General features: G+C 63.3%; 22 protein-coding genes and 1 pseudogene. 7 read left to right on the forward strand and 16 right to left on the reverse strand.

The genetic code is table 11. The features are described 5' to 3' along the window. Positions 1–179 precede the first annotated feature (179 nt). The 5 genes from AC5ZG5_RS36195 to AC5ZG5_RS36215 all read right to left on the reverse strand — a co-directional run bounded on the left by AC5ZG5_RS36195 (position 180) and on the right by AC5ZG5_RS36215 (position 7,376). Positions 180–3,320, reverse strand: coding sequence for an AAA family ATPase (locus AC5ZG5_RS36195; RefSeq protein WP_456645546.1), 3,141 nt, complete (start codon positions 3,318–3,320; stop codon positions 180–182). Positions 3,321–3,385: 65 nt separating this feature from the next. Then, positions 3,386–4,465 carry a catalase family protein gene (locus AC5ZG5_RS36200; RefSeq protein WP_456645547.1) on the reverse strand — a complete coding sequence of 360 codons (1,080 nt, stop codon included), beginning with the start codon at positions 4,463–4,465 and terminating at the stop codon, positions 3,386–3,388. Positions 4,466–4,704: 239 nt separating this feature from the next. After that, positions 4,705–6,123 carry a Dyp-type peroxidase gene (locus AC5ZG5_RS36205; RefSeq protein WP_456645548.1) on the reverse strand — a complete coding sequence of 473 codons (1,419 nt, stop codon included), beginning with the start codon at positions 6,121–6,123 and terminating at the stop codon, positions 4,705–4,707. Positions 6,124–6,153: 30 nt separating this feature from the next. Next, complete coding sequence (locus AC5ZG5_RS36210) at positions 6,154–6,747, reverse strand: hypothetical protein (RefSeq protein WP_456645549.1); 594 nt, start codon at positions 6,745–6,747, stop codon at positions 6,154–6,156. A gap of 26 nt (positions 6,748–6,773) precedes the next feature. Further along, positions 6,774–7,376, reverse strand: coding sequence for a hypothetical protein (locus AC5ZG5_RS36215; RefSeq protein ID WP_456645550.1), 603 nt, complete (start codon positions 7,374–7,376; stop codon positions 6,774–6,776). Between the two features lie 389 nt (positions 7,377–7,765). Between AC5ZG5_RS36215 and AC5ZG5_RS36220 the strand changes: the two are divergent. The 3 genes and pseudogenes from AC5ZG5_RS36220 to AC5ZG5_RS36230 all read left to right on the forward strand — a co-directional run bounded on the left by AC5ZG5_RS36220 (position 7,766) and on the right by AC5ZG5_RS36230 (position 10,559). Further along, a pseudogene (locus tag AC5ZG5_RS36220) lies at positions 7,766–8,652 on the forward strand (alpha/beta hydrolase). A gap of 147 nt (positions 8,653–8,799) precedes the next feature. Continuing rightward, positions 8,800–9,282 carry a hypothetical protein gene (locus tag AC5ZG5_RS36225; protein ID WP_456645551.1) on the forward strand — a complete coding sequence of 161 codons (483 nt, stop codon included), beginning with the start codon at positions 8,800–8,802 and terminating at the stop codon, positions 9,280–9,282. A gap of 467 nt (positions 9,283–9,749) precedes the next feature. Continuing rightward, complete coding sequence (locus AC5ZG5_RS36230) at positions 9,750–10,559, forward strand: dienelactone hydrolase family protein (protein ID WP_456645571.1); 810 nt, start codon at positions 9,750–9,752, stop codon at positions 10,557–10,559. On the opposite strand, the gene AC5ZG5_RS36235 is transcribed toward AC5ZG5_RS36230, so the two are convergent. From AC5ZG5_RS36235 to AC5ZG5_RS36250, 4 genes are all read right to left on the reverse strand, one after another. Continuing rightward, positions 10,534–12,696, reverse strand: coding sequence for a heavy metal translocating P-type ATPase (locus AC5ZG5_RS36235; RefSeq protein WP_456645552.1), 2,163 nt, complete (start codon positions 12,694–12,696; stop codon positions 10,534–10,536). The genes AC5ZG5_RS36230 and AC5ZG5_RS36235 overlap by 26 nt on opposite strands. A gap of 19 nt (positions 12,697–12,715) precedes the next feature. Continuing rightward, complete coding sequence (locus AC5ZG5_RS36240) at positions 12,716–12,856, reverse strand: hypothetical protein (RefSeq protein ID WP_165435485.1); 141 nt, start codon at positions 12,854–12,856, stop codon at positions 12,716–12,718. A gap of 115 nt (positions 12,857–12,971) precedes the next feature. After that, positions 12,972–13,499 carry a hypothetical protein gene (locus tag AC5ZG5_RS36245; protein WP_456645553.1) on the reverse strand — a complete coding sequence of 176 codons (528 nt, stop codon included), beginning with the start codon at positions 13,497–13,499 and terminating at the stop codon, positions 12,972–12,974. 145 nt (positions 13,500–13,644) lie between these two features. Then, complete coding sequence (locus tag AC5ZG5_RS36250) at positions 13,645–14,091, reverse strand: hypothetical protein (protein WP_456645554.1); 447 nt, start codon at positions 14,089–14,091, stop codon at positions 13,645–13,647. A 108-nt stretch (positions 14,092–14,199) separates the two neighbouring features. On the opposite strand from AC5ZG5_RS36250, the gene AC5ZG5_RS36255 reads away from it, so the two are divergent. Further along, positions 14,200–14,433 carry a hypothetical protein gene (locus AC5ZG5_RS36255; RefSeq protein ID WP_028163206.1) on the forward strand — a complete coding sequence of 78 codons (234 nt, stop codon included), beginning with the start codon at positions 14,200–14,202 and terminating at the stop codon, positions 14,431–14,433. Between the two features lie 14 nt (positions 14,434–14,447). On the opposite strand, the gene AC5ZG5_RS36260 is transcribed toward AC5ZG5_RS36255, so the two are convergent. After that, entirely contained in the window at positions 14,448–14,978 is a 531-nt protein-coding gene (locus tag AC5ZG5_RS36260) for a gamma carbonic anhydrase family protein (RefSeq protein ID WP_028163205.1), read from the reverse strand. 184 nt (positions 14,979–15,162) lie between these two features. Continuing rightward, the gene (locus AC5ZG5_RS36265; RefSeq protein ID WP_028163204.1) at positions 15,163–15,492 is read right to left on the reverse strand and encodes a DUF6949 family protein; all 330 of its coding nucleotides are present in this window, start codon (positions 15,490–15,492) and stop codon (positions 15,163–15,165) included. A 220-nt stretch (positions 15,493–15,712) separates the two neighbouring features. On the opposite strand from AC5ZG5_RS36265, the gene AC5ZG5_RS36270 reads away from it, so the two are divergent. Beyond that, a complete protein-coding gene (locus tag AC5ZG5_RS36270) occupies positions 15,713–16,420 on the forward strand; it encodes a hypothetical protein (protein WP_456645555.1) in 708 nt (235 codons plus the stop codon). Positions 16,421–16,541: 121 nt separating this feature from the next. On the opposite strand, the gene AC5ZG5_RS36275 is transcribed toward AC5ZG5_RS36270, so the two are convergent. From AC5ZG5_RS36275 to AC5ZG5_RS36290, 4 genes are all read right to left on the reverse strand, one after another. Beyond that, complete coding sequence (locus tag AC5ZG5_RS36275; protein WP_027583509.1) at positions 16,542–16,754, reverse strand: DUF3126 family protein; 213 nt, start codon at positions 16,752–16,754, stop codon at positions 16,542–16,544. Positions 16,755–16,884: 130 nt separating this feature from the next. Beyond that, a complete protein-coding gene (gene cysE, locus AC5ZG5_RS36280) occupies positions 16,885–17,712 on the reverse strand; it encodes a serine O-acetyltransferase (RefSeq protein WP_456645556.1) in 828 nt (275 codons plus the stop codon). 251 nt (positions 17,713–17,963) lie between these two features. Beyond that, positions 17,964–18,716 (reverse strand): alpha/beta fold hydrolase, encoded by a 753-nt coding sequence (locus AC5ZG5_RS36285; protein WP_456645557.1) that lies wholly within the window; start codon positions 18,714–18,716, stop codon positions 17,964–17,966. Between the two features lie 60 nt (positions 18,717–18,776). Then, a complete protein-coding gene (locus tag AC5ZG5_RS36290; protein WP_456645558.1) occupies positions 18,777–19,925 on the reverse strand; it encodes a hypothetical protein in 1,149 nt (382 codons plus the stop codon). Between the two features lie 232 nt (positions 19,926–20,157). Between AC5ZG5_RS36290 and AC5ZG5_RS36295 the strand changes: the two genes are divergently transcribed. Continuing rightward, the gene (locus AC5ZG5_RS36295; RefSeq protein WP_021077734.1) at positions 20,158–20,403 is read left to right on the forward strand and encodes a zinc-finger domain-containing protein; all 246 of its coding nucleotides are present in this window, start codon (positions 20,158–20,160) and stop codon (positions 20,401–20,403) included. A gap of 21 nt (positions 20,404–20,424) precedes the next feature. Continuing rightward, positions 20,425–21,624, forward strand: a complete 1,200-nt coding sequence (locus AC5ZG5_RS36300) for an FAD-dependent monooxygenase (RefSeq protein ID WP_456645559.1) — start codon at positions 20,425–20,427, stop codon at positions 21,622–21,624. Positions 21,625–21,633: 9 nt separating this feature from the next. On the opposite strand, the gene AC5ZG5_RS36305 is transcribed toward AC5ZG5_RS36300, so the two are convergent. Beyond that, positions 21,634–22,041: a twin-arginine translocation pathway signal gene (locus tag AC5ZG5_RS36305; RefSeq protein ID WP_456645560.1), complete on the reverse strand. Its 408-nt coding sequence runs from the start codon at positions 22,039–22,041 to the stop codon at positions 21,634–21,636. Positions 22,042–22,168: the final 127 nt, after the last annotated feature.

A 22,168-nucleotide genomic window follows, 5' to 3' on the forward strand; every position in this document is an offset into this window, starting at 1 on the left:
ACGTATACAGTTTCTCCGAGAACACAAGGGTCCCTTCAAGGGTTCCTTTTCGACTGCGCGAGGTTGTACGGTTGATGCCATGCATCGCGGCGAGCCCATGCGCTCGCCACGCCGGGCAACGTGCGAAGCGCACGCCAGGGCAGATGTCGGCCGTCACTTAGCGTTTATGGATTCAAGCCCTACGTCAACCGCTGCAGCAGCTCATCCGCCTGTCGCAGATCGGCCGATGTCTCGGCAGACGGGAACTTTGCTCGCGCTGATGAAAGCACCTCGCGTGCCTCGGCCAGGCTGCGCCGCCTGTCTTTTCGGTCCATCAGGAGGCGCGCGAGGTCGATTGCGGTCCGCAATTCCCAGCCGACGGCTTCGAGCTTCTTCGCATAGGCGAGCGAGCGCCTGAACAGGCGGAGGGCGGCAGCGTCGTCGCGATGTGGTTCGGCGTGCAGCAGCGAACCGTGGATCCGGTAGATCTCCGGGGCGAGCCAGCGTTCGCCGGTCTGCTTGATCAGGGACTCGGCCGAAGTCACCAATGCAAGCGCCCTGTCCTTCTGCCCGATCCGTCCGAACTCGGTGGCGAGCAGAGCTTTATAGAGCGGCATCTGAATACATCGATTCTCCGCCGGCAGTCTGCCGATCAGGCCGGAGAGCTTCTCGAGCACGACCGGCGCAGGGCCGCGCGCCGCCAGCGCCGAGGTCGCCCATAGCGGACCGATGACCTGGTACATCGGATAGCCGTAGTCGGCGGCGACCTTCATCCCGTGCTCGACGCAGGCCAGATTGGCTGCGAGGTCTCCGTCATACCAGTGATCGCCGACGCCAAGGATGTGGGCGAGCGCGATCATGAAGGGATGACCGATCTCGTTCGCCAGCCGCCTTGCCGATTCACAGCACTCCCTGGCCCGGTTGGGCCGGCCGAGCAGCCATTCGATATGTCCGGAATAGACGAGCGCAACGACCAGAGGATCGTGCTGATAGGTTTGAACCAGCTTGCCGTGCTCACGCGGATTGTAGCGCGCTTCAATCGCGACAGCCAATTCGTGTGCTTCCTTCAAACGGCCGGTGAAGAAATTGACGATCAGCGCCGCGGTGGACGCCATGAGGATGGCCTCACCGTCCCGCCACTCCTCGGCTCGCCGGAGGAAGTCCTGCGAATGCTCGAGCACTTTGGTGAGTTCGCAATTGACCAGCTCGGCCACCGCGACACCCCAGAGGACAGCGGTCTTCTCGCGGATCGTGCCATGGCTGCCGGAGAGCTTCAGCGCCCGATGATAGGGCTCGTAGACGTTCGGATCGGACCAGCCCGCAATCGCGGTGTAGGCCATCGCAAGGTTGGATTGCAGCGCGATCTCGGCCTCGTAGCGGCGCGACGAAGCTGATAGCTTCGACAGCAAAGAGAGGCCCTCGCGCAGATGCGCCACCGCCTCCTTGGTGGCCGATCGGCTCAGCGCAGACTTGCCCGCCTGCAGCCAGGCGTCGATGGCTTCCGGAATGTTTTCTGCCTGCGCGTAGTGATAGCCCAACACGGCGGGATCGCTGCTCTCCCCGATGTCGGCCTGCTGACGCAGCCAGGACGCTGCGCGCGCGTGCAGCTTGCGCCGATCCTCCTTCAGCAGCGAGGAATACGCCGCTTCCTGAATCATCGCGTGCCTGAAAGCGTATAGCGTGCCTTCGTCTTCGTTGATGCGGTACACGATCCCGGCCCGCTCCAGAGCCTCAAGCGCTGATATCAGCGACTCGTCCTGATCCGGAAGCAGGCTGAAAATGCCGCGATAATCGAACTGCCGCCCGAATACGGAGGCGATCTGGGCCACGCGCTTGGCGGTACCCAGCCGGTCAAGACGCTCCATCAGGGAATCGTGGACGCTCGCCGGCACCAGCGGCCCTGGCAATTTGCCATGGTCGGTGGCGCTCTCGATCGCCCCGGAATCCACCACCGCCCGCGTGAACTCCTCGATGAAGAGCGGCACGCCGTCGGTCCTCTCGACGATCTGGCTGGTGATCCGGGGAAGAAACGCGACGCCGGCAACGGCGGCAACCATCCGCTCGCATTCGTCTGCTGCAAGTTTTTGCAGAGTGATGCGCTTGATGGATGGACCCGACAGCCAGCCAGCCTCGTAGTCGTCGCGATGCGTGACCAGGTACAGCACTCGCTCGCGCGCGCAGCGGGCGATCACCCGCGAGAGAAGGTCGACGCTCGTCGGATCGATCCACTGGACATCCTCGACGATGAACAGGACGGGCTTCCTTCGTGACGCCGCAACGAGAACTTCTGTTATCACCTGGAAGGCACGCGCACGCTCGGAAGGAGAACGGAGATCGGCAGGCTCGTATCCTTCGCACGGCGGGATCGACAGCAATGAGCCGTAATAGGGAAGCGCCTGCCCGACATCGAAACCGGCTCTTCCCAGCAGGTGACGCAATTTCGCCAGCGACAGCCGCGGGTCGTCGGTTTCGTGGATGCCCGTTGCGCGCTTCAGCCGCTCGATTTCCGGCGCAAGCGGCGAATTGACGTGGAACGGCGAGCACTGAACGGAGAGAACATCAACCGCGGACCGGTCGAGCGAGCTTCTGAACTCGCGGATCAGGCGCGACTTGCCGATGCCCGGCTCGCCGGAGATGACGCCGACGCGCCCTGCGCCGCCGAGGCTCTGCTCCCACAGCTCGGCCAGCAGCGCGCGCTCATCGTATCGGTTGATCATCGGCGGCAGCGGCAAGGTTCGCGCGCGGTCGAACCTGCTTTCGCCCGGCGAAACGCCGTTCACGCGCCAAGCCTCGGCCGGCTCCTCGACGCCCTTCAGCCGGCGCTTGCCCAGCGGCTCGCAATCGAACATGCCGCGGATCAACTCGTGGGTGCCTGAACCGATGACCACCGCGTTCTCGCCGGCAAGACCTTGAAGCCGGGCCGCGACGTGCACCGAGCTGCCGAACACTTCCCGCCGCTCGGAGGGCTCGCCCGGCACGCTGCCGACGACCACCGGCCCGGTGTTGACCCCGATCCTCACCCGCAGCCGGAGGAAGCTGCCATCCGACATCTGGAATTCCCGCTCCTTGATGGCGGCGGTGATGGCGAGCGAAGCGCGCACGGCGCGCTCGGGATCGTTTTCGTGCGCCTGGGGGACGCCGAAATAGGCGAGCAACCCGTCGCCGATCATTCTGGCGATGTGACCGCCATAGCGGCAAATCTGCTCGTTGCAGAGATCGCGATAGGTTCGGATGACCGCGAAGAACTCCTCGGGATCGATCCGCTCGCTCAGCGGCGTCGAGCCGATGAGATCGACAAACACGACGGTAAGCTGTCGGCGCTCAGCGTGGAGCCCTGCCATTTCGTTGTTTGGCAGCGCCGCAACCAGCCGAGGTCCATCAAATTGGTCCGGTTTCGCCTGCCCGCTCAAGGTCCAACCATGTTAAGCTTCCGCCGTACCTGCAGGGACGCAAGGTACACGGCAAGCCGCATCCGGTTGATGCTACCGAGAGGTCGGTGCTGCTGCAAGCAGTTCCACGGGCTGAACATCATGCGTTCGCCATCGAAAACCCGATCCGGCGTTAGGAAATTCTGCCTTGGAATCCTGATCTCTCCGATCGACACGGTCCGATCCTGGGGACGGGTCCACTGCAGGAGAGCGTTCTCGACCTCTTCCGGTTTGGCCGAATGGCGCACGTGCACCGAGAAATCGAACACGATATCACCTCCAGGTGGCGTCGGGCTGAGATCGCGAAGCATCGCCTCCTGGAGAAACTTCTCCGATAGCGATCCGAAAAGGAGACGCCACCACGACGGGACGTCATCCTGACGCTGCACCGGACCGACGACATAGCGCACGACATGCTCCTCACCTAACAAATAGGGTGACATGCTGTGATAGGTCGCAGTCAGCGGATTGCCGATCCTGACGAGAGCGGTGCGAATAAACGTGGCGAACTGGCGACGATTGCGAATGGCAAACACAATCCATTTGAGGAGCCGCTTGAACTTTTCGCGCGAGGTCCCGCTCGGCGCCGCAACGGCTTCCATCAACTCGGAATAATCGACCACATTCTTGCAGAAGAACACCGGGAAGCTGCTCAGCAAGAAATCGTGCTCGCCGGCCCGCGTTCTGCCGGGCTCGAGACCGCGCAGAATGGACTCGCCCGCGACATCGAAGAGTTTGATGGACATGCCGCGACCGTCAGGCTTGCGGTCGCTCTGTGGCTGGCCCTGTCCGTTGGAGAACCGGACAATCGTCGGATACCGGGCGCCTGGTCGAAACAGCGGTGTCGAGAACTCTGCCGGAAGATCGTCGCGGATAATAAACTCCGCATCGACGCAACCATGGGCCTTTGCATGCTGATCGCGCATCGCACAGGCGGAAGCGTCCGATGCCTTCATCTCACAGTAGTTCTTGATGACAAGGTTTGCGGCAATACGCGCCATGTTGGCGATCAGGGTTGCCTCGCCCGGCACGGCGCGCTCGAATTTCGTGAGCGGCATCGGTCGATCCTGCAGCTCCAGCGCGTTCGCGAGCTCTTCATATCTTGTCGGCGTCGCCTCCGAGCTCCGCGCCGGCGCCGGAGCGGATTGCGCTGATCCGCGGAGCATTTGCCAGAATCGCTGGAAATCGCGCACCACCCGGAACGACTGAACAATCGGATCTTCGCGCGGCGCTTGCGCGAAAAAAACCTCACCGTCTCGGCGGCGGCCGCGCAGCCAGTGTTGGATCGTGTCCCGGTTCATGCGACGACTCGGCCAGACGCCAATAGGCCGAGCGCGGCCAGACTCGGAACGAAGAAATAGTCGCCGCCCTTGGTCGTGACGAAGCGCGGGATGTCAAAGCAGATGAAGGGGCGTCGTCCCGTGGCTTCGTCGCCCGGGATCATCATTTGCGCGCTTTGACGACCGCCGACGGTTGGACGGTTGCCGGCGATCGGGTCGGTATCGTTGCCCTGCTCGAAATCGTCGCCAAAATTCATCCATTTCTGCTGCACGAACTCGAACTGGTCGAATCCGGAATTGAGCGCAATGAAAATGATGCCGCGCTTTTCCTGGCTCTGCGGACTCTGCTCCTCGCCCTTTGGCAGGAATTTGCCATAGGCGATTCCGCGCCGGATCAAGCGGTGTCGGCTCATCGTCTTGCCGCCGAAGCCAAACGCATCGCGCGGGTTGGCACGCCGCACATGTGCACCAAGCGGACAGCGTGCGCCTGCGGGATCCCCAGCGTAGCCGAATGTATTGCGCCTGTCCTCGCGAGGGGCGTCGGGGTGTTCGATCAACGAAGAGCCATCCTGCCATCGCCCCATCATCTTGGCGGCAAGAAACTTCTGCGGGCTGATTCCATCCGGCAGAGGACCGGGAATGGTTCGGGCAAATGCGTCCGCCTGATCATCAAGGTAGCGACGGAAACGAACGACGTCCTGCTCCAGCTTGCGGTACACGAGATAGGTGCCATCGTGCGCGAGAAGGTGCGGCAGCGGCATGGGAGCCATCTCGCCGCCCTCACCCGGGTGGCCGAGAAGAAACTCCCCAAGCGGGATCTTGCGAAATCGCCCCTTCTCATCCGGATTGCCAACGTCCTGACGGTCCCTGCCACCGTCGTCAGGCACTCCCTCGATCGCGGGGTTGCTCAAGCCGTCGAGAAAACCGAAGTGCTCCTTTCGAGTCTGTTCGCCGTTGATGTGCAGCAGCCCCGCCGGCTGACTGTCCTTCAATTCCTGCACGCCGTTCGGCAGCGAATCCCTGAGCTGTTGACAGTGCGCCGCGAGCGCCGGCTCTGTCCGGCCGTAGATCGAGATCAGCATATGAACGCGATGCGTCTTCCAGGGATCGTCCCAGTGCTCCGGTGAACTTTCGTCGATGTCACCGAGTTCGTTCGCACGAGGTTTCATGCCCTCCTGAAACTCGCAAGGAAACGTCGCGAGACTTTCCGTAGGCAGGCCAAGGGCGCGGAGGCCTTCAAAGGTGAAGGCGATGTTGAGGGTGGCGTCCGGCTTTGCGCGCCACAGTGCCGGCGTGACGGCGTTGGTCTCGAGCAGCCGCTGGATGAACGCCCTGGCATCATCAGCGTTTTGGATCTCGAAGAACAAGAACTGCGCGTGCGGAAACGAGGCGTAACCGCGAAGAATGTTGCCTTGAATATTGGTAAGGTTGAGCATCGCCAGACCCCTGCTCTGATCGTTGCGTACTCACAAATCTCCCGGGGACGGCCTCTCGTTCTGGAGACCCTCCCACATTTGCCTGAACTCTCGTTGGAGCACTTCGGGAGGCCGTGGATTGGTTTGAACAAGCCTGACGAACTCGCCGAGGCGCCGTCGGCACAGCAGCGCCATGAGAATCTCGCTTACGCTCGCCTCCGGCTGGTCCGCCAGAAACAGAGTGGTCTTGAGCTGGCACCGCTCGAAATATCCGGAGAGCAGATCGCGCCGATGGATACCCGGGAAGCCAAGGCAGCGTCCCCAAATGGTCGCGACTTCGTTCGGGATATTGCCGGCCAGGGCCTGGACCAAAGCATCGACGCTCTCGCCATCGAATTCGCACATGAACACCAGATAGTCCGACTTGAGCGCATCGAACTTCGCCGGCGTCCCTTGATAGGCGAGACGGTCGACAATGAACATTCGCGCCATGTGGATGATCGGCACATGGCTCAAAGGCGAGCCGCGCGGATAGGCTCGCGGGTCATCCAGCGTGCGCAGGAACGCTCTCAGATCGTCCGATTGATTGGTTGCAATCGGAAACAGGCCTGTGAAGCCGTACTTCTCACCGTTTTGATTAGCCACGTCGCGAACTCCGTTCGACCGGCCTGCTACACTGGTCCAAATGTACCGAGCTTGTTCTGCACGCTGATCAGCAAGCGATCGAACTCGACCGCAAACCGTTCGGGAGACAGTCCGCTCGAATTTTGAAAAAGCTTCTCGACTTCGTTGCGCAGTTCGAGTGCTGCGCGCACATCGCGCACGGATGCGCCCGGATAGGCGCTATAGGAATGATCCGACTCGATCTGATTGCGCTGGATATAGGCCTTGAGCGGCCCGACCGGACGGGCGAACGGATATCCGACGCTCCAGAACCAGACCAGGTCGAGCGGTTTGTAGAGCACGTCGGCGAAGGCTTCGATGTAAGGTCCCCAGGGACCGTTGAAGGTGCTCAGAAAGAACAAATAATCGTAGTGCAAATCTTCCGCCGGCTGGCTGTCGCTCACCCGCGGAAAACTGTCGCGCTTGACGACAACCCAGTGAACAAAGGGCAGAAACGCCAGCTCCTTGGCCGTGACTTGGGTCGATTTGAAGCGATCGAAGATCGACAGCAACACTCCGACGACAAGGGTGCCGAAGCGCGTCATCGGCGTTATCACGTTGAAAGTTACGGCTTTGCCCAATCCATACTGATTACGTGCGCGATCAGCCATGCAACGTCTCGCCATGAATCATTGTGGACTCGGCGAGACACGACGCCCGGGTCCACCTGTATAACAATACCTTAGGGAATAGTACAACGTCAGGTAATAACGTTATTACTATTATCGAAAGTCACTGCTCCGTCCAGTGCAATGAATGGTGTCGTGCACAACTGACTCTCGCACATTCGTCATGGCTTGCTAATGCCGGCAAGCATCAAAGGTCTGTCATACAGCGTGACCATCCATGTGATCGCGCAGTTCATCCAGAGCGTACCGACAGCTTCGATCACGTGAGCAATCCCGTCTGCGACTGCGCGATGCCGCTCCGGTGAGCAACCTTTCCGGCGCTGGCGTGACCAACCATAGACGTGGTCGGCGCAATCAGCAGGAAACAAGCCGTGGCAACCAATGAAATCGAAGCCATTCGCGTGCTGCTTTCGTCAAAACCGCGGCCGCTCGGATGGACCGAGCGGCGCGAACGCCTCGATGAAGTGGGTTCGGTCTGGCCGGTGGCCGATGACGTGAAGCTTGAAACAGTCGATTGCGATGGCGTGGCAGGCGAATGGTCGCTGACGCCAGGCAGCGAGCCATCGCGCGTGCTGCTCTATTTCCATGGCGGCGGCTACTGCTCCGGATCGATCCTGAGCCACCGCAGATTGGTCAGTGAAGCCGGGCGCGCCGCGCGCGTTCGAACGCTCGCCATCGATTATCGCCGCGCGCCCGAGCACCCCTATCCCGCCGCGCATGAGGATGCGATGAAGGCCTGGCACTTCCTGCGCAGGCAGGGCATTCCGGCGCACTGCATCGCCGTCGGCGGCGACAGTGCCGGCGGCAATCTTACGCTCGGACTGATCGGCCACTTGCTGAGAGACCGCGAGGACTTGCCCGGCTGCGCCTGGCTGCTCTCGCCATGGACCGATCTCACGATGTCTGGCGCAACCCTTGGCACAAGGACGCTGTCGATCCGCTCATCCACAAGACCTATCTGGAAGAGCTTGCGGACGCCTATGTGCCTGCCACCATCGATCGCAGTTCACCGCTGATCTCGCCCGTGTTTGGCGATTTCACCGGCTATCCCCCGATGCTGATCCAGGTCGGATCGGCGGAGACGTTGCTGGCGGATGCCACGCGGCTCGCTGAGGCGGCCGGCGCTGCCGAGGTCGAGGTGACGCTGGAGATCTGGCCCCACATGATCCACGCGTGGCCGCTATGGAATGCGAAGCTTAGCTCCGGCCGCCACGCCCTTTCCAGGGCGGGGCAATTCATCCGTGCCCGTTTGGCATAGCGCGTCTGGTGGTCGCTTGAGCCAAAAAACCTCGATTTCGCAGGTTTTTAGCGCCAATGCGTACCAATACGGGACAAATCACGGGGTTTTAGGCGCGCTGAGGTTGTGGTATTCGGAACCTTTAGAATTAGTCCGGTTTGGTGTCGAATGATGGACCTCACCCCCGGGAATTCCACCAGCGCCTTGCGCATTGGTGTGCAGCCGATTGCGGTCACCGCCGTCGGGCTCTTTCTGGTCCTGTTCGGGATCGGGACGATCGCGCTGTACCGGGTCACTACCGGCACATCGCCGGAGTCCGATCGGGTCATCGCCAGCCGGCAATTGCAGGCCCGCACCGCGCAGGTGTCCGAGCAGCTCGTCGAGAAAACCAAGGGGTTGGAAGCGACCCAGCAGGAATCCATCGACCAGCTCCAGATGGTGCAGGACCAGTTGCAGGCCATGCGCCGGATGCTTGCCTCCCAGCAGGCCGATACGAAGAAGCTGTCCGAGCAGGTCACGGCACTGACCGAAGCGGTCGAGGGCTTGAGGCAATCCTTCGCCAGCGCCCAGGCCAATGAGCCGGCGGCCGAACCCGTCCGCAAACGATCCCGGTCGCACGCGATTCGCAGCGGACGCAAGCGCCGCGGCTGAGTCGGTCGAAATCACCGCAAAACCCCTGACCGGCGGGACATATCCACCGTCGCTGCCGAATCTCGATACGGTTTTTTTCGCCGACTTTGTGAACTAGTTCACATTCGGGAACCCGATTCCGGGGCAAGGTGCCGCCCACCGGATGGCGTGAGCCGATTTCAATATCCGGGGCTGGCAAGGTCGTTGGCGGTATACTGCGTCAACGGCCTTGTTCTTTTAGAGGGCCCCGCTTCCGCCACGGGTGGCCTTTTTCACCGATCGCTTTGGCCGCCTCTCACGCTGGTGACTTGCCATCGGCAGGCTTTGCTTGCTGAATGCCGCCGCTTTTGAACCCGGTCTCGCCCACCCCTCGATCGGGTCGATGGTCTGCAAAACATTTTGAAATGAGGCCCCGCATGCGCGCTGAATCCCTGCCTTCGGATGTCATCGGACTGACAAAAACCGCCCCCTTCTCGCGCCGCGGCTTCATGACGGCTTCGGCCGCCGTTGCAGCCGGCTACACCCTCGCCGCCGGTCCCGTGCGGGCCGACGTGATCAAGACCGATCCCGCCGGCCTCACTGCGGGCGAGGCCAAGATCAAGGTGGCCGATGGCGAGATGCCCGCCTATTTCGCGCGGCCAGCCGGCGTCAGCAATCCGCCGGTCATCCTGGTCGCGATGGAGATTTTCGGTCTGCACGAATACATCAAGGACGTGACGCGCCGGCTCGCCAAGCTCGGCGCGTTTGCGGTGGCGCCCGACTACTATTTCCGCAAGGGCGATCTCACCAAGATCACCGACATTCAGCAGCTCCTGCCGCTCGTGAACGCCAAGCCGGACGCCGAGCTCCTGTCCGACCTCGACGCCACCGTGGCCTGGGCGAAATCGCAAGGCGGCGACACCTCCCGCCTCGGCATTGTCGGCTTCTGCCGCGGCGGACGCACGGTCTGGGAATATGCCGCTCACAACCCCGCGCTGAAGGCGGGCGCCTCGTTCTATGGTCCGCCGGTCGATCCGCAGAACCCGGCCTGGCCGAAGAGCCCGATGCAGCTTGCACCCGAGATGAAGGCGCCGGTGATCGGCTTCTATGGCGAAGCCGACACCGGCATCCCGGTCTCGCAGGTCGAAGCCTTCAAGGCGGCGCTCGCCGCGGACAAGAAGACCGCAGAGTTCAAGATCTATCCGGGCGCACCGCACGGCTTCCATGCCGATTATCGAACGAGCTATCGCAAGGAAGCCGCCGAAGACGCGTGGGCGCAGATGCAGGCCTGGTTCAAGAAATACGGCGTGCTGAGCTGAGGCCGCCATCCGCAAAGCGGTGCGCCAAGAGGCGCAGCGCGTTGGCGGTGACGAGCACGGTGGCGCCGGTATCGGCGAGGATGGCCATCCACAAGGTGGTCACGCCGAACAGAGTGGTAGCAAGGAACACCGCCTTCAGGCCGAGCGCGATCGTGATGTTCTGCCAGATGTTGCCGAGCGTCGCTCGCGACAGGGCGATCAGCTCGGCAACACCGACAACACGGTTCTTGAGCAGGGCCGCGTCCGCGGTCTCCAGCGCCACGTCCGTTCCGCCGCCCATGGCAATGCCGACGGAAGCCGCAGCGAGTGCCGGCGCATCGTTGATGCCGTCGCCGACCATCGCAACCGGACCGGCCTCCTTGAGCCGCCCGATCTCCGCGAGCTTGGCGTCGGGCAGAAGCCCGGCACGCGCCTCAAGCCCGAGATGACCGGCGATGGCATCGGCGGTGCGGGCATTGTCGCCGGTCAGCATGATCGCGCGGAGACCGCTATCGGTCAGCCGTTTGACGCCTTCATGCGCATCCTCTCGCGGCTCGTCGCGGAGCGCGATCAGCCCCTCGACCACCTTGCCGGACAGCAGGACGACCACCGTCTTGCCCTCGCCTTCGAGCGCGCTGATCCTTTCGACGACGCCGGGATCGACGTTCGCCTGCTCGCTCGCGAACCGGGGCGAACCGACTGAGGCAAAGCCGCTTCTCAGACGTGCCGTCACCGCTTTGCCAGGCGTCACGACACCGCCGCCGAAGGTGGCGGGAAGCTCCAGCCCGCGTCTCTCGGCTTCCTCGATGATGGCGCGCCCGAGAGGATGATTGGTGCTGCGTTCGATCGCCGCGACCCTGGCCAGAACTGTGTGCTCGTCCGCAACCGTCGCGACGACATCCGTCACCTGCGGACGACCACGCGTGAGTGTGCCCGTCTTGTCGAAGGCGATCGTTCTGACCTTGCCCAGCGTCTCGAGCGCGGCTCCGCCCTTGATCAACAATCCCTGCCGGGCACCGGAGGCGAGGCCGGACGCGATGGCGGCCGGGGTGGAGATCACCAATGCGCAGGGACAGGCGATCAGCAGCGTGGCAAGGCCACGGTAGATCCAGGTCATCCAGTCACCACCGAAGCCGAACGGCGGGATCAGGACGACAAGCAGCGCGACGAGCATGGCGGCGGGCGTATACCACCGGCTGAAACGATCGATCATGCGTGCCGTCGGCGCCTTCGACTCCTGCGCTTCTTCCACCATGTGGATGATGCGGGCAATGGTGTTGTCGGTGGCGACACGCGCGATCTCGACGCGCAGCTCGCCATTGGCATTGATGCTGCCGGCATACACGTTGGCGCCGATTTCTTTGAGAACGGGGACGGACTCGCCGGTCACCGGCGACTCATCGACCTCCGAGGAGCCGTCGATCACGGTGCCGTCCGAGGGCACGCGATCACCGGGGCGAACCATCACGACATCGCCGACCGCGAGATCATCGACCGGAACCTCCTCGACATCGAGAGAAGCCGCGCGCTGACGTCTGGCATTGCGCGGCACGAGATCGATCAACGCTTCTATCCCGGCCCGCGCGTGGCGGGCGGCGACCGTCTCGAGCAACTCGCCCACCGCGAACAGGAAGACGACAACAGCCGCCTCCTCGGCTTCGCCGATGGCAACCGCGCCGAGCGCCGCTGTCGTCATGAGGGTCTCAATGGTGAAGGGCGAGCCGGACAAGGCGCCGGCAAGCGCACGCCGCGCAAAAGGCAGGACACTGACAACCGCCGCCGCCGAATAGAGCCAACGCTCCAGCTCCGGGAACAGGCTGGCAAGCACGAATGCCAAAGCAAACAGGACGCCAGTCCCGAGGACGAGCCTGCTTTTGGCTCCCCGCCACAGGGGTTGCCGTTCCTGCTTCCGCGGCGCCTTCCCTCCCAATGAGGACGGCATGCCGGCCGGCGTATAGCCCAGCGCCCTGACCTTATCCTCTATGAGACGCGGCGCAGTGCGGTCCTCGTCGAGCCGGAAGGCGAGCGTTCCGGTCGTAAAGCTGACCTCTATGTCGGTGACTCCAGGCAGCCGACGCATCGCGTTCTCGATCTTGAGCGCACACGCGGCGCAATCCATGCCCTCGACACGCAGTCTGTAGGAATTGGCGGTCGCCACAACGTCACCTCGACGAGTTCTAGCCGAGACGATCGCGGTTGCGCGGCTTAGTCAATTGCCGTTCGACTTCCCAGAACATCAGGACAAAGGCGGCGCCCAGGCCGATGACGATGCCCAGGAAGACGAAGGTGAAGGCGGCGGTGGTGAGCGTGTTCAGCATTTCGAAATCGCGGCAATCGACGTTCCAGCCCCTATGCAGAAACGATGCAGCCTCGATGTGGAAAACACCGAGGCTGCAATCATCATCCCGATAAATTCGCTACAGCGCGCCAGGTTCAGTCACAGACATCAACCGACCTGATGCGCCAGCCATATGACGTCAAGACGCGCTGCTGGGCGACGTAGCAGCCGCCGTAGCCGGAATTGTCGTAATAGCCGTAGTAGGGATCGCCGTAGTCGTAAGAGTCATAAGGCCAGTCGCCATAGAGCCCGTAGCCGAGGCCAACACCAACCGCTGCGGCGGCGAACGGAAATCCACGACGATACCCCCAGCCGGAACGATACCCCCAGCCCGGCCGGTAGAAGCCGCCACGAAATCCGGCCGCACGGAAGCCGCCGGCGCCGATCGCGGCCGAACGGAAGCCGCCTCCGCCGAAGGCCGCGCCGCGGAAGCCTCCACCACCAAAACTGCCGCCGCGGAAACCACCGCCGCCAAAACCGCCACCACGAAAGCCACCGCCGCCAAAGCCGCCTCCGTGAAAGCCACCGCCGCCGCCAAACCCACCGCGCGCGGACGCCGTCTCTATCGTCAAAATTCCAAGCGAGGCTACCGCCAGCAAGGCAACCATCGTTTTACGCAACATCACTGCACCTCCATCACGGCCTGCCAATACCGGCGCGGCCTGCGCCAGCCATCGCAAGCGCCCGCCACAATCTAGAGCGAGTTCCGGGAGTGCGGTTGAACAATGCGCTCACTTCTGCGCGACCGAAAGGCCGGGCAGAAGTGATCTAGCAGCCTTTGCAGATGCCCTTGATCTTGCGATCGAGCGGCGCGTCCTCAGCATCGATCGCTGAATCTTCCCCGGTCCTCTGCCGGCCGGCTGCAGAGCCGGTCGTGGTCCCCGGACCGGAGGAGGATTGTGCAGTGCCAGCGCTGTTGGTCCCTGGCGGCGGGTTCGCAGTGGTGTTGGTGTTGCCGGGGTTGATGGCTTGGTTGCTCTGGCCGCCGACCGAACCGGACGGCGAGCCACCGGTGCCGGTGGTCCCTGTGGCGCTGCCGGTGCCTCCGGAAGCTCCGCCCGCCGCACCTCCCGCGCTTGCGCCACCGGCGCCACCACCTGCTCCGCCCCCACCGCCCCCGCCCCCGCCGCCTCCTCCGCCTTGGGCAAGCGACATCGCGGGCGCCGCGAGAACCGCGAGAGCGGTGATGAAGATCGCAAGCGATTTCCTGGTCATGAGCGTCTCCCTTATCCTGTCGTGCTAACGATGGGATAAGCCGGCCGTTCCTTACCGGAACCAAACGCTCCGGGAGCCATTGGGCCCGGCGCAGTGCAAGGTGCGAGGATGCGCAAACTGATCGCTTTCGACGAGGATACGTTCGACAAGCTCAAGCAGCTCGGGCGCGACAGGATGGCGACATTTCAGGAATTGGCCGATGAAGCGTTCGCAGACCTGCTCAAGAAGCACGGCATTCCGATCGATCTGCGCGACGCGTTACGTAAAAGCGCCGCGAAGTCGAAGACAGATACCGCCAAGTCCGCAGCGCCGAAGTCAAGGAAAGGACGTTCCGAAGCGTGACGCCGCTCGGACCGTTAACCGATCTTGCGGAGGCCCTTTTTGAAGCGCGGCCCGTTGAGCTGATAGAACTTCGCCGCGCTTCCCATCTTCGCGACCTGCGCAGGATCCAGCGCCCGGATCACCCGCGCGGGCGAACCGATGATCAGCGAGTGCGGCGGAAATTCCTTGCCCTCGGTGATCACAGAGCCCGCGCCGACGATGCTCTCGCGGCCGATGCGTGCGCCGTTCATCACGATCGATCCCATGCCGACCAGGGCGCCCTCTTCCAGAGTGCAGCCGTGCAGGATCACATTGTGGCCGACGGTGACGTTCTTGCCGATCACGAGCGGAAAGCCGAGGTCGGTGTGGCAGGTGGAATTGTCCTGGACGTTGGCGCCTTCGCCGACTTCGATCCACTCATTGTCGCCGCGCAGCACCGCGCCGAACCACACGCTGGCCCCGCTGAGCAGGCGCACCTTGCCGATTACGGTTGCGGTGTCCGCGATGAAATAGTTGCCGTCGGCCGGCAGATCGGGCCCCTGCCCGTCCAGTTCATAGATCGCCATGGATGTCTCCTCTTTCGAGCCGACATTGGCACAGCGGTCAAAGGCTTTTCAAGCGAGCGACCAAGGCGTTTTCGAGCGAAGTGGATACCGGTTCGCGTGAAGAAAACGCGTCAAACAAAAATCCAGAGCTTCGGTTCTGATTCCATCAGAGCCGAAGCTCTAGGGAACAACGGTAAAGCAGCGCTCAGACGAGAACGCCGGCGGCGCGCAATGTCATCAGGAAGAAGGTGCCGGACATCAGGCTCCAGAAGCCGGCGATGATGGTCGCCATCATCACGAATTCGAAGCGGCGGCTTTCGATCTTGGCCCCGCGCAGCGTGTTGCGCATGATGATGAAGGGCGCGGCGAACACCAGGAACGGCACCGCGGCGAAAGTCCTTGGCGCCGCGCCTTCCTGCAACAGGCCGAAGCCGGCCGGCCGCTGCGCCATCGCCTGATAGCCGCTGGTAAGTGCGCCGGCGAGCGCGAAGCCGAGGCAAAGGGCGAAGAACGAGTTCAGCGCATCGGGCGACATGGCAAACTTCCGCTACTCAACAGACCGCGCGCTTCCTTTGGCAAAATTGCCGCTCCGCCGCCACATCATCCTTAAGAAAGGGTTAACATGGAAGCTACATTGCTACCTTTACGCATGGCTCACCGCTCGCCGGATTCCCTGAAATCATACGGAAATTGGCCGCCGCGTGGCATATTCGCCGGATGATTCGGCATCACGCGAACCCATCCATTCTCGTTCGATGACATTGCTCTCGACGGCCCAGCACCTTGCGCGCGACACGCGCAGGAATCCGCGCGCGCACATCCTGCCGATCCTGGTTGCAGCCGCCCTCGCCTGCTGCGCGATCGCGCTGGTCACCTACCTGTTGTGGCCGACCTGGACCACCGTACCCTTGAGCGATCCGTCGAGGCTGCCGGTCAGTGTCGGCGGCACGCTGTTCAACGTGCCGACGGCGGCGGTGCGCATGAAGATCCAGCGCCACTCGGGCGCGCAGGAGCGCGTCGATCTCAGCTTTGCCTATCCCTCGCTCGAACCGCCGGCGCGCAAGCATGTCACCGCCGAGACGGTGGAGGACAAGGTGCAGCCGATCGACAGGATCTTTCTTTCGATCGCGGCACATCACGATTCACTTGCGCCCGACGCCCGCCTGCGCACAATCTATCCGCGCTATCTCGATCAAGCGGCAAGCACGGACGACGACCTGACGATGCGCGCGTTCCGCGACGGTTCGCCCTATGGCGGCGAGGATTTATTCACGTCGACGTCGCCCACCTTCAGCGCCCGCTGCACGCGCGACGCGCCGACGCCCGGCATGTGCCTGAGCGAACACCGCGTCGACGGCGCCGACTTCACTTATCGCTTTCCGCGAAGCTGGCTCTCACAATGGCGCGACGTCGCCGCCGCCATGGACCGCCTGACGACGCAATTGCGCGGCCCGAGAGGGTAATGGTGATTTCGTAGAATCTTGTAAGGTGGGCAAAGCGAAGCGTGCCCACCTTTCTGCATCGCCCGTGGATGGTGGGCACGCTGCGCTTTGCCCGCCCTACGGACTACAGGCCGGCGCAGGCCTACTCAGCCAGATCCTCTTCGAGGATCGCCATCTGGAATTGGAACGAGCGATCGTCGTCTTCATCGTCGACGAAGAGGACGCCGACGAACTCCTCGCCAATATAGACTTCGGCGGAGTCGTCTTTCTTGGGCCGCGGCACGACGCGGATCTTCGGATTGCCGAAGACGCGTTTGAGATATGCGTCAAGTTTCCTGACTTCCTGAACGTCCACGGGCGGTCTCCAATCGGATCGATGATTTGGGACGGAGTTTTAGGACGGGACGGCGGCAATCGCCAGAGCCTTTTCGGCTCTGGCACAATCTAATATTTGCAGTCGAAACGATCGCGAAACACGAGTGAAATCAAAGCCCGATCGCGTTGAGCATCTGGTCCATGGTGCGCGACGGCTCGGCGCAGCCGGCCTCCCCCACGATCTTCGCCGGCACGCCCGCAACCGTGACGTTGTGCGGTACCGGCTTGACGACGACCGAGCCCGCGGCGATGCGCGCGCAATGACCAACCTCGATATTGCCGAGGATCTTGGCGCCGGCGCCGATCATCACGCCATGGCGAATCTTCGGATGGCGATCCTCGTTCTCCTTGCCGGTGCCGCCGAGGGTGACGCCATGCAGGATCGAAACGTCATCGTCGATCACGGCGGTCTCGCCGCAGACAAAACCGGTAGCGTGGTCGAGGAAGATACCGCGGCCAATCTTGGCGGCTGGATTGATGTCGGTCTGGAAGACTTCCGACGAGCGGCTCTGCAGATAAGAAGCAAAATCCTTGCGGCCCTTTACATGGAGCCAGTGCGCGAGCCGATGCGTCTGCAGCGCATGGAAGCCCTTGAAGTAGAGCAAGGGGTCGATGAAGCGCGAGGTCGCGGGATCGCGGTCGTAGACCGCGACGAGATCGGCGCGGAAGGCGTTGCCGATATCGGGCTCATCACGCAACGCCTCGTCATAGGTCTGGCGGATCAGATCGCCCGACAGCGCCGAATGGTCGAGCCGCTCGGCCAGCCGATGCACGATCGAATCTTCCAGGCGCTCGTGATGCAGCACCGCGGAATAGATGAAGGTGGCAAGCTCCGGCTCGCGGCGAACGATCTCCTCGGCCTCGCTCCTGATCCGGTCCCAGATCGGATCGAGCGCGGCGAGCTTGCCGCCTTGCGGATTGACCTGATGCACTGCCATGGCTGGCCTCGCGTGATCTTTGCAGAGCATGATCTTCTTGGAGAACCGGTCCCCACTTTTCCGGATCATGCCCCAGTTTCGGTGTGCGCTATAGCACGGTTGAGCGACGCTTGTCCCGGTGCGGTTCGGCAAAGGATAAGCCTCGCTTAACCGCTATGCGGAGACGTCACATCCAATTGGTCGGCATTTGCCGGAAATCAAGCAGGCTTAAGTTCGATTTCCGTAGAAGAACATTCTCCTGGCGTAGAAGATCATTCTCTTTGCGACAGGAAGTCGATCACGCCGGTCTTGTAGACCTTGTCGCCCACCGCCCGCATGTGATCGCGGTTCGGGATCGCAAGCACTTGCGACTGCGGGATGACGCGGCCGAGCGCTTCGGCCGAGCCCGCGATCTCGTCATTGCTGCCGACCGCGATCAGGACGGGCACGTCGATGTCGGCGGCCTCCTGCCGTGTCATCAGCCGCCTCGAGCCGCGCAGGCAGGCGGCGAGCGCAGAGCGGTCGGAGCGGGTCTGATCGGCGAAGGCACGGAAGGTGCGACCGACCGGATCGGTGACATCCTCCAGCGAGGGCGCCTCCAGCGCGACAGCGACATTCTCCCCGGGACCGCCGCCCTCGATCAGGCCGATGCCGATGCCGCCGAGAATTGCCGAGCGCAACCGCTGCGGCTCGTTGTGCGCCAGCACCGCCGTCATCCGCGAGCCCAGCGAATAACCCATGATATCCGCGCGCGGGATGCCGAGATGATCCATCAGCGCGATCACGTCGCTTGCCATGACGGCGATGTCGTACTCTGCGGGATCGTAGAGCTTGGCAGATTCGCCGTGGCCACGATTGTCGAGCGCGATCACGCGGCGGCCATCCTTGCGCAGTTCCGAGACCCAGCCGGGATAGACCCAGTTCACGTTCTTGCTCGAGGCAAAGCCGTGCACGAGGAAAATCGGATCGCCCTCGCCTTCGTCGAGATAGGCGATCTCAACAGCGCCGTGATGAAAACTCGGCATCGCGCCTTCCGTTGTTTGAGGGATTTTCTTGAATTGACGACCGGCGAACGATCGCAGAGCTTAGCGGCAGGCGGTAGCGCCCGCCACCGCAGCCTCGGATGGCGCTTGTGCCATCGCGAGTTGTTTCCGCAAGCGCCGCGCCTTGCTGCGGCGCAGCCATGCCAGCGTCAGGCGTTCGGTGGTTGCCTTGATTGAGGACAGGAAGCCGAACAGCGTCAGCAGCGCGCCGAACAGCCACATAGTGAGGTTGAAGGCGCCGGCGGCAAGCAGCAGCGCGCCGCGGCCGAACAGTTTCAGGATCGCGCGAGCCTGGCTGCCCTTCGCTTCCGCCAGCCGCGCGGCGCGCGCGACATCTTTCGGTCCCTCCGCGATCTTGAGCGTCTCCAGCGCGCCGCGGGTGCCGGCTTTTTCGCCGATGCGCCCGACATCCTTGGCAAGGCGAACCAGGGCCCCGGCCTTTTCCACGCGGAACGCCGCCTTGATCGCGGTCATGGTCTGGCCCGGACGGAGCGCGGAAGCCGAGGCCACCGCCTCCTGCAGCATCGGCGCATCCACGACCTGGCGCGCCGAGCGGCCGGCCCAGGCCGAGAGCCCCTCGCTGATCCGGCCGACCTTGCGCGCATCCTTCACCAGCGACAGCCCGGCGCGCACCGGCGCGACACCGCCGACGGAAACATAGGTCGCAGCCGTCACTGCAAGGCCGGCGGCGGCGAGGCCAAGAATGAGATGATCGGTCTCCTCGCCCATCGCCAGATGCTTGCCTTCGCGCACGACATCCCTGACATCGCCGAAAACAAAAAGATCACCCGCGACCGTGCCGGACAGGCTGGCGAGATCGTCCGCGGTGCCGGTGACGAGACCCGTGGCAAAGCGCTTGGCGACATGCGAGGTCGAGCTCGCTTCCGCAACCGCATCGTTCACGCGCGTGGTCAGTCCATCGCTGATTGCGACATTCTTCTCACGCGCGAGTTCGAGAAAGCTGTTGGCGAGATCGGCGTCATCAGCAGCCAGCGCCTGTTCGATATTCTGCTCGATCAGGCGCTCGTCATTCCGTAAAGCAGAACTGATCTGCAGGTCGGCCAATTGCGCCGGCTCGTCCTGTGCGGCCAGCATGGCATACGCGTCGCTGGCATACGGCCACAGCGCGACGCCGGCGGCGATGCTCACCAGCATCCCTGCCACCCCTATACTGACCCGCGCTCGCTTCATTCGATAAAACCCAGGGTTTTGCTCAAGTTGGAAATAGTGCGTTTTTAAGACACAACAGCCCCGACGAAAGAAGGGCTTCTCTCCGACGACAAGATTGTGTCGAATTTGCATGAGCAAATGGATGGTCGGGGCTCTAGGAATCAACTCCACCCGCCAGTATGGTGCCGGGCATTTCGCAGTGCCGCATCGCGTTAATTGCGTCCGTCCGTTATTGCCATCCCAAGGTGAAGATATGTCCGACCACGTCGTCCCGCACTTCCATAACGATGCCGGAGTCTCGGTGATCGAGATCGGCTCGCAGGAGTTCATGTGCGTGGGCGCGAACCCGCCGTTCGACCATCCGCATGTGTTCCTCGATCTCGGCAATGACAACGAGATCATCTGCCCCTACTGCTCGACGCTGTATCGCTTCGCGCCCGATCTCGCGGCCGGCGAAGCGCGCCCGCCCGAATGCGTGCTGAAGGACAAAGTCGCCTGACTGCTCATGGCTGATTGATCCGTGGCGATCACGCGCACCGTTGTCGTCGCTGGTGCCGGGATCGGAGGACTGACAGCTTCGCTGGCGCTCGCGGCGAAGGGCTTTCGTGTCGTCATCCTGGAAAAGGCGCCGCGGCTGGAGGAAGTCGGCGCGGGCCTGCAGCTTTCACCCAATGCCAGCAGCATCCTGGTCGATCTTGGCCTGAAGCCGCGGCTTGCGCCGCGCGCGGTGACGCCGGAAGCGATCAGCGTTCTCAGCGCGCGCGCGGGCGGCGAGATCGCCCGTCTACCGCTCGGCGAGGCCGCGAGCACGCGCGCCGGCTCACCCTATTGGGTGGTGCATCGCGCCGATTTGCAAGGAGCGCTGCAGGCAGAGGTTGAGGATCATCCCGACATCGAACTCCGCCTGGGCTGGCAGTTCGAGGATGTCGCCGACCACGCCAGAGGACTGACGGTGGCCGCGCGCTGCGGCGACGCGCGGCAGCATGAGCTGGCGGCGGCGCTGATCGGCGCCGACGGCATCTGGTCGTCCGTGCGCAGCCGCCTGTTCCCGGAACTGCATCCACGGTTTTCCGGGCTGATCGCCTGGCGCGGCACGCTCGATGCGAAGGCGCTGCCGCGCGAATCCGCCTCGCCGCGGGTGCAACTCTGGATGGGACCGAACGCGCATCTGGTCGCCTATCCGATCGCCGCAGCACGACGGATCAATGTGGTCGCGATCGTGCCGGGAACCTGGAACCGGCCGGGCTGGAGCGAGGCCGGCGATGCGGGCGAGATCAAGAACGCGTTCTCCGCCGATTGGCCCGACAGCGCGCGGACGCTGATCGGCGCGGTCGAGGAATGGCGGCGCTGGGCGCTGTTCACGATGCCCGAGGTCAGCGAATGGAGCGCGGGCGCGGTCGCCCTGCTCGGCGACGCCGTGCATGGGATGCTGCCCTTTGCCGCGCAAGGCGCGGGCATGGCGATCGAGGATGCCGCCGTGCTTGCCAATTGCCTCTCTGGCTGTACCGGCGAGGACATCTCCGGCATTCCCGCTGCGCTGAAGCGGTACACCAGGCTGCGCCGCGGGCGCGTCAATCGGGTGGCGCGCACCGCGCAGCGACAGGGACGCATCTATCACCTCACCGGGCCGATGGCGCTGACGCGCGATCTCGTCATCCGGGCGATGGGTCCGGAGCGAATGCTGGCGCGGCAGGACTGGATCTATGATTGGCGGGCGTGATAGCGCGATTCAGCGCGAACGCGCGCCTCGGGCGGGCGCCGGTGGCACGATCGGCGCCGGCGCCGCCGCGATCGTCTCATGGCATCTGTTGCGTCGCCAGTTTTCCTCGGCGAGCTTCTGCTGCGCGCGCACCGCGACGTAATCGTTGCGGTAGGCCACCTCCGCCACCACGGCGCCGCCGACCCCGGTCTCCGCCTTCGACATCAGCCCCTGCAACTCCGCCGCGCGCGACGTCAGCGCCGCGCGCTCCGTCTCGAGTTGCTTGCAGTCGTAAAGATCGTATTTCGCGGGATCGACGAAGGCCGGGCTGAGCGTCTCGCCCATCTGGGCGCAGCCGCAAAGCAGGCCGCCAAGCGCAAGCAGCGCGGCGGTCACGGCCGCGCGCGGCGGCAGGTGGAGGAAGGTGCGGACGGACATGGCGCCTTGATAAACGGTTAAGTGTTGAGATTGGCTAAAGCAGCGGGAAATGTCCGGATTGAGGCTGGGCGGCCACCGCGCAGCGCGATACGCAAGATGTGGCGTCGTCGCGTTACGCGTTAAACTG

This window comes from Bradyrhizobium sp. Ses1 (assembly GCF_059512365.1).